This is a genomic window from Carboxylicivirga sp. (assembly GCF_982718395.1).
In genome coordinates, this window is record NZ_CEXQWX010000227.1 from 1 (window position 1) to 7,586 (window position 7,586).

4 protein-coding genes and 1 pseudogene are annotated in these 7,586 nt (G+C 38.1%); 4 read left to right on the forward strand and 1 reads right to left on the reverse strand.

The window, feature by feature from the left end:
- Window positions 1-1,619, reverse strand: a 1,619-nt coding sequence (locus AC4MRQ_RS23870; protein WP_491200241.1) for a glycoside hydrolase family 2 protein, incomplete at its 3' end; no start/stop codon positions are given.
- A gap of 309 nt (window positions 1,620-1,928) precedes the next feature.
- Between AC4MRQ_RS23870 and AC4MRQ_RS23875 the strand changes: the two genes are divergently transcribed.
- The 4 genes and pseudogenes from AC4MRQ_RS23875 to AC4MRQ_RS23890 all read left to right on the forward strand — a co-directional run.
- The gene (locus AC4MRQ_RS23875) at window positions 1,929-2,945 is read left to right on the forward strand and encodes a helix-turn-helix domain-containing protein (protein WP_491200242.1); all 1,017 of its coding nucleotides are present in this window, start codon (window positions 1,929-1,931) and stop codon (window positions 2,943-2,945) included.
- Between the two features lie 132 nt (window positions 2,946-3,077).
- Window positions 3,078-5,429, forward strand: a complete 2,352-nt coding sequence (locus tag AC4MRQ_RS23880) for a TonB-dependent receptor (protein WP_491200243.1) — start codon at window positions 3,078-3,080, stop codon at window positions 5,427-5,429.
- 361 nt (window positions 5,430-5,790) lie between these two features.
- Entirely contained in the window at window positions 5,791-6,966 is a 1,176-nt protein-coding gene (locus AC4MRQ_RS23885; RefSeq protein ID WP_491200244.1) for an AAA family ATPase, read from the forward strand.
- 57 nt (window positions 6,967-7,023) lie between these two features.
- Window positions 7,024-7,586: pseudogene (locus AC4MRQ_RS23890) on the forward strand (pyruvate:ferredoxin (flavodoxin) oxidoreductase); the annotation flags it as partial.

A 7,586-nucleotide genomic window follows, 5' to 3' on the forward strand; every position in this document is an offset into this window, starting at 1 on the left:
ACATCCTGGAACCAGATACGCCAGTCATGCTCATCGCCATCGATTTTACTGGTTTTGATTGTGTCGCCAGCTTGCGGGCTTGATGCCCAATATTGCCTTGCCGAATCGTGTGCTTCTACAGCAGATGGAAGTACATCGAGGAAGATATCTTTATAGGCTTGCCACATAGCTTTGGCGCCTTCTGGTTGTTTTCTTTCGTTGTCCTCTTTCCAGCCCCAACCAAACCAGGCGCCAAGTATTTCGTTATTACCACACCAAAGGGCAATACTAGGGTGATTTCTTAAACGACGCACATTGTATTCAGCTTCTTGCTTTACACTTTCAAGAAACTTGGGGTCTCCTGGGTACATATTACATGCAAACATAAAATCCTGCCACACCAGAATGCCGTATTGATCACATAAATCGTAGAATATTTCTTTCTCATATATACCGCCACCCCAAACGCGCAGCATGTTAAAATGACAATCGGCTGCCGATTTAATAATGTGCTCGTACTTTTCTGGTGATACACGATCAAGAAATACATCGTTGGGAATGTAATTGGCACCTTTCATAAATACAGGCTGACCATTAAGTTTGAAGTAAAAGGAGCGACCTACCTCATCATCTTCTCTCACCAATTCAACCGTTCTTAATCCCAACGTGTGTTCGTAAGTCTCATTGCCTGCACTGGTATTTAGCTGACCTTTGAGTTGATACAGATGTGCATCACCCAATCCGTTACTCCACCAGCGTTTAGGATTTTCAATGTTGAAATCAACCGCGTAACTGTGTTTTCCTGACTTGAGTTGAACTTTGTTTTCAGCAACTAACTTGTTATTAATTGTGATCGACAGGCTTGCTTCTTCATTCTGGGTGGCCTCAATTTCAAATACCGAAGTCAATTTGGCCACTTCATCATTAAGCGTGTTTTGCTGTGTGTGGATGTTAATAATCTGGGCTGAATTCCATGCTTTGAGGGTGATAGGTTCCCATATCCCAGAGGTTACTAAGCGTGGTCCCCAGTCCCAACCAAACTGGTAAGGTGCTTTCCTAACATGAGGACTTACCCATTTTTCACCTGGAACTTTACCGATTTTAGCCAAGTCATTGGGAGAAGACTGAACCACATAAGGGTAATTGTCGTAAATGTCTAATCCGACTTTGATGGGTGAGTGGAAATAAATCTTCAGACTGTTTTCACCTTCCTTAAGTATACTTTTGCAATCAACCTTCCAGCCTCTGAACATGTTATCCGCCTTAAGGATCAATTGATCATTCAGATATACATCAGCATAGGTATCTAGTCCGGCAAAGTTTAACTCAATTTTACCCTTAGACAATGTTTGCGGATCAACAGAGAAAGTAGTTTTGTATTCCCAATCCTTTTTGTCTATCCATTGCAAATCATGTTCGTTTAGTCTGTAAAAAGGATCTTTGATTAAATCATGATTCAGCAAATCAGAATGTACGCAACCAGGTACTTTGGCTTCGCGCCAGTCATTTTTACCTGCTTCGCTAAATTCCCAACCCGAATCAATGGTCAATGTTTTAGCTGAGTAATTTGTAATATTGGAACTGCACGAAAGCAGACCAATAAATGAAATCATTAAAAATACGTGTGACAGTAATTTCATATGCTTAAATTTTATTTTCTATTACCATGCGGAACTTTCGGGAAAAATCGATTCATTTCGTTATTCGTCGATTTTTCATTTTATGTTGTAAAACTAACACGAGCTTTTATAAAGTGGAGGTGTCATTTGTTTAAAAAACTAAACATTTTTACACTTAGTACTAACACTCGCTTCATATAGCTAGTAATGAATATTTGTATCTTTATCGACCTTGAATAAATGATGCACATTAAAATGATTTTACATCTGATTGAAATATTGGTATTTGGTTCCTTGCTATTGCTCTCGTTTATTTTGGTGTCAAACCCCATGAAAGTTAACATCAAGGCAAATCGATGGTTTGGTTGGCTTTTATTATTATGGGCTTCATATTGGTTTGATGAAGTGTATGTTCTGACTACCAATCAAGACATAAATATAAGCTCTTATTTGATAGTAGCTGTAATTCAGTTTTTGACACCACTTCTGTTTTTTATAAGTGTGTGTCACTTTACGGTTCCGGCCTACAAACCGTCCAAGGATTTTTCCAAGTACTTGGTTCTACCCCTTGTATACGCGGTTATAAAAGTAACAGATGACTTTTTGTCTCTGAACATGTATCTGGTTCAATTAATACTTGTGTTAATTAATGCGCTTCTTTTTACCATACTTTCTTATTTGAGGATTAGGAAACACCAAAAAAACATTCAGCAATTTGCCTCTTCCACGCAAGAGATAAATCTCAATTGGTTAGAATATATAATTATAGCCATGATTTCCCTCGTGCTTGTAATTGGTGTTTTCAATCTGATCTTTTTTAATTTACCTCTCAACCTGTTTATGAATGCAACGGTGTTGGCTGTAGTTCTTTTTATTACCTATAATTCATTAAAACAAAAGGAAATATTTCCCAAGGATGATTTGGCCGTTAAAAATGCCATTAATATTGATGAAGAAATTAAAGAAGAAGCTCCAAAGCGCCAATTGTTGGCAGACGATAAAGTTTATGAGATAAAAGAAAACTTAGAGACTTTAATGAATGACAAAGAACTATTTCTGGATAGTGAATTGAATCTGATAAAGCTCGCAGAAATGTTGGATGTGACACCACACCACTTGTCATTTGTAGTTAATAAAGGCTTCAATGTTAATTTCTTTCAATTTGTGAATGCATTTCGGGTCGAGAAAGCCAAGCAAATGCTGTCCGATAGCGGGAACGAAAAATTATCTATTCTGGGTGTCGCTTTCGAATCAGGCTTCAGTTCTAAAACTTCATTTAATACCACGTTTAAGAAAATGACCGGGCAGACTCCGTCAGAATTTAAAAAAGCTAGTTCGGATTTATAATCTGGTTCTTCTAATTGGTAAGCGGCAGTATTCTAGTGTTGTAGGATGTGTTCTGTTTTATAAGTTGGAACATTTAAAACGATCTGTGCCTGTATTTTTGCCAACGGAATGAAAATCAAATGGAGAACGACGATGATTAATTTTAAGAAAGCTTTAAGTGTTTTAATGTGCCTTTTTATAGTAGGTGTTTTGCAAATAAAGGGGCAAAATCCGGTGCAGACGATAAAAGGTAGGGTAATTGATGCTGACTCAGAGATCAGTATTCCGGGTGTTAATGTTGTGGTGCTCGAAACAGTTCCGCAGATGGGAACAATTACAGATATGCATGGGTATTTTGATATTGAAGAAGTACCGGTTGGACGATATACGATTCAGGTAAGTTTTATGGGCTATGAACCAGCTATATTGTCTGAGGTGTTGGTTGGCTCAGGAAAAGAGGTAGTGCTCAATGTAGCACTAAAAGAAAAATTTGAACAATTGAAAGAGGTGGTGATCAAACCTCAGCAACGAAAAGATAAGGCGCAAAATAACATGGCTACTTTATCGGCGCGTTCTTTTACAGTAGAGGAAGCCGGGCGTTTTGCCGGAGGGTGGAACGATCCGTCACGTCTTGCAGGTTCTTTTGCTGGTGTAAGTATGGCGGAGGGAGTCAATGACAATGCTATTGTGGTGCGAGGAAATTCTCCTAAAGGTTTGCTTTGGCGATTGGAAGGTGTTGAAATTCCTGCTCCGAATCATCTGAATGGTATCAATAATGGAGGAGGTATCGAAACTGTTTTTAGTGTTAATATGCTGGATAACTCTGATTTCTTTACCGGCGCATTTCCAGCAGAATATGGCAATGCCATGTCTGGTGTGTTCGATATGAAATTACGAAAAGGGAATAATGATAAGCGCGAATCAGCTTTTCAGATAGGGAGTCAAGGCATTGACATTGGTTCAGAGGGACCATTTAAAGAAGGAGGGGAGGCTTCTTATTTATTCAATTACCGCTATTCAACAATGGGATTGGTTGGACAATTGGCTGATTTGGATGTGGGCTTGCCTAACTATCAGGATTTGAGTTTTAAGTTGCATTTACCAACTCAAAATGCCGGAGTATTCTCTGTTTGGGGGATTGGTGGCAGAAGCAATGTGGCTTTTGAACCTGATGAAAATCCGGATGAGTGGACAACGTCTTGGGATAATAACCAATACGATACTGGTTCTGAGGTTGCAGCAGGTGGTGTTAATCATCGACTAAACCTTGGGCAACAAAGCTACATATTCTCTTCGGTGGTTGGAGCCTATGACGGATTCACCAATGTGAGTGATCAATTACAGCGTGATGGGAGTATAATCCCGATAGCCGATCACAATGAGAAGAATTACCGTTTGATAATGAGTTCTTACCTGAACCATAAATTTGGAAATCGTCATACCAACCGAACTGGTGTGGCTTATACCAACCTTGGTTTTGACATTGATGTGCAAGGCAATCCAAATCCAGGTGTTGAAGATGAATTAATTCAGGTAGCTAAACAATCGGGCAATGAGTATATGTTACAGGCTTATACACAAAGTAAGATTCGCCTGAAGCCAACCTTTGATATTAATGCCGGCTTAAATGTCAATTATTTTGCCATGAATGGTGAAGTCATTCCTGAACCACGTCTTGGATTAACCTGGCGTTTTGTTCCAAAACATTCATTTAGTTTGGCCTATGGTAAACATAGTCGATTGGAGCCCTTACGTTTTTATTTAGCACAAAATGAATCAGGTGATTACATGAATCTTGATTTAGAAGTGACCAAAGCCGACCATTATGTGTTTTCTTACGATTGGCGAATATCCAATAATATGAGCCTGAAAGTGGAACCGTATTATCAGCGCCTTTACGATGTACCAGTTATTTCCGGCTCTTCTGAATCATTAATAAATTACCAATGGGATATGTATTTCGATGAGCTGTTAACAAACGAAGGTACAGGAACCAATATTGGTGTGGATGTTACTTTGGAACGTTATATGAAGAATGGCTATTACTACATGTTTACAGGCTCGTTCTTCGATTCAAAATACGTAGGCGGCGATGGAATTGAGCGCAATACGTCCTATAACAGGAATATGGTGGTTAACCTGTTGGGAGGTAAAGAATGGAAAGTTCGTGAGAACAACTTGTTAAGTATCAATGCTAAGATTTCTTATATGGGTGGTAATAGGTTTACGCCACCTGATCAGGATTTATCACAGGCGTCTGAAATGGTTGTTTTAGATGAAACTCGCGCCTTCGAATGGCAGGAGGAAAATAAACTGTTTGTTGATTTAGCTATTAATTATCGTATTAATCGAAATAAGGTTTCTCATGTGTTGATATTGCAGGCAAAAAACTTACTAATGACCGAGGAGATGTTTGGTTGGGCATATGACTTTGAGAAACAAAAAGTGGTGCCGCATGGAATGACCATGATTTATCCGTTCTTTAGCTATCGGTTGGAGTTTTAAAAAAGTATTGATATCAACTAAAGCCGTTTCTTAAGTAAAAGGAGCGGCTTTTTTTCGTGATATTTATAGGAATATTGACTTTAAATCGAAATTATGAAGAAGATCATTTTCAGATTTAGTCCGCAAACTCAGCGAAGTTCATAAGATAAAGAATATGAGCTTTAAAGACAATTGTATTCTTCAAATAAAGAAAAATACCAGCTTTAAATATGGAAATAATTCTGTAATTTATGATTGAAAATGAAAGTGTTGTTAGCTTTATTTTTAATAATTATAAATTGCAGGAGTTTGTCAAAATTGTAATGTAGAGTTTGCAAATATTTCCGATAAGATTTTAGATTTGTAGGTATAATCTGAAAGAATGCAATCATTTTTTGAAACACATCGATATCTGTTAGAGCATCTTGGTACACCAGTTCGCCGTGAATTAATGAATGAAATTGATTGGGATCACAGGCTGATTGGAATAAAAGGGGCAAGAGGAGTTGGGAAAACAACTTTTTTATTGGATTTTGCTAAATCGCATTTTGGTTACAATAAAAGTTGTCTGTATGTCAATCTGAATAACCTTTATTTTACAGAAAGAACCATTATCTCTTTTGCCGATGAGTTTCGAAAGAAAGGAGGAAAAACTCTTATTCTTGATCAGGTTTATAAGTATCCAGAATGGTCGAAAGAATTAAGGTACTGTTACGATAATTTTCAGGATTTGAAAATCGTGTTCAGCGGTTCAGCAGTAATGCGGTTAGTGGATCAAAACCCGGATTTGAAAGATTGTGTTGCTGTGTATCGTCTGGATGGTTTTTCGTTTCGTGAAAATCTGAACCTGGCGACCAAGAACAAGTTTCAATCCTACACGCTGGATGACATCTTAAAGAATCATAAGGAAATTAGCAGTGAGATTACTTCAAAAGTACGGCCGTTGGCTTATTTTAATGATTATTTAGAGCATGGCTATTACCCGTTTTTTCTGGAGAAGAGAAACTATCTGGAGAATGTGGTGAAAAATATCAATCTGATTTTAGAGATTGATATATCTTACCTGGAGCAAATCGAATTGAAGTATTTGCCCAAATTGCGTAAATTGCTTTACTCTATTGCCAAGTCTGCTCCATTACAACCCAATGTGAGCCGTTTAAGCCAGGAGATTGAAACGTCAAGGGCTACAGTGATGAACTATCTGAATTACCTTAAGAACGGGCGTTTAATTAACATGCTTTATGAAGATAGTGAGTCAACAAAGAAGCCTTCAAGGATTTATATTCAAAACCCTAATGTTTATCATTCGGTAACTCACGGAGAAGTAAGCCAACTTAATATGAACAGAACTTTCTTTTTAAACCAGGTTGGTTATCGTCATCAGGTGAATGTTTCAAAAGGAAGTGATTTTAAAGTGAATAATGAGTTGGAGTTCCATGTGGGAGACGATAAAATGCTGAAGAAGTCACTTGGAGAAAATGAATATTTAGCTCACCATATGCTTGAGGTGGGTGAAGAAAATCAGATTCCATTGTGGCTGTTTGGTTTCTTGTATTAGAATTTTATTTGAATCAATATAATTAAAATAACCAATTAATTATTAGGAGTATATAAAATGGCTAAAGAAAAAAAGTTTATTACATGTGATGGTAATCACGCCGCTGCACATATCGCGTATATGTTCAGTGAAGTGGCTGCTATCTACCCAATTACGCCGTCATCAAACATGGCGGAGAATGTGGATGAATGGGCTGCTGCCGGAAGAAAAAACATTTTCGGTGAGACAGTAAAAGTAGAAGAAATGCAGTCTGAAGCTGGTGCAGCAGGAGCTGTTCACGGTTCATTACAGGCTGGTGCTTTAACATCTACATTTACAGCATCACAGGGATTATTATTGATGATTCCTAACATGTATAAAATTGCAGGTGAGCTTCTTCCAGGAGTATTCCACGTGAGTGCACGTAGTTTGGCTGCTCAGGCACTTTCAATTTTTGGTGATCACTCAGATGTTATGTCGACTCGTCAGACTGGATTTGCAATGTTGGCAACAGGTTCTGTACAGGAAGTAATGGATTTGTCTGCTGTGGCTCACTTAACATCTATCAAGTCGCGCGTGCCTTTCTTGCACTTCTTTGATGGATTCCGTACTTCTCACGAAATTCAGAAGATTGAAGTATT